The 782-nt window shown below is 50.9% G+C and carries 1 protein-coding gene; it reads left to right on the forward strand.

The window, feature by feature from the left end; translation table 11 throughout:
* Positions 1 to 782, forward strand: a 782-nt coding sequence (locus tag A3750_RS26235; RefSeq protein WP_197475087.1) for a hypothetical protein, incomplete at both ends; no start/stop codon positions are given.

The following is a 782-nucleotide window of genomic DNA, read 5'->3' on the forward strand; positions in this document are numbered from 1 at the left end:
CTATTCCCTGGTTTGCGTGGTCGTATTGGCAAGAGATTCAGCAAGCCGCAATCACTACTCAGGGCCGAGTGCAGCTGATCGAAACCAAAGCCATCGCGACCAGCCTCGTTGCGACGCAAGAGAACATTGCCGAATTACTAGCTGCAGACGACAACAGCCTCGTCGAAAAGCACGCGTTAAGCGCGCCTTCTGTAGCTGCGCCGATCCGCCTCGATGGAAACCTCGGTGACTGGAATGGCCAACAAAAACTATTAACGTCATTTGAATCTAGCTTTTCTATCTGGCAGTCGGACCCTGAGCTACCGGCTGAAAGCGCTTTTGGACTTGCGTTGGCGCAGACACAAAGATATCTCTATGTTGCACTGAATGTGCGGGATAACGTCATACAAGAGCGCCAGGCGAATCATCTTAGACTCGATTACAATGACCATGTTCAGCTGACCTACCAAGATACATTGGGCGCCATCAAGCGTGTTCTCATCCCGGCACAAGGGGAAGGTAATCTAGCCAGCTATTTTACTGACTTTGATTGGAAATACGGCGTAGATAACACACACCCAATTTCCGGCGAACTAACGCCGAGCCATCAAACCGGCATACAGGGATTTTGGCGAAACACAGAGCAAGGTTATGTGATCGAACTTCGCATGCCGACCACTAAGTTAAATGCGCTCGACCCTAGGTTGCACATCGCTGTCGTTGATGTTGATGAGAAACCCACATTGGGGCCGAGCGCTATTGTCGCCAGTTTGCCGAAACAACTAGCGAGCGAACTCAATCCC

It is taken from the genome of Oleiphilus sp. HI0079, from assembly GCF_001635105.1.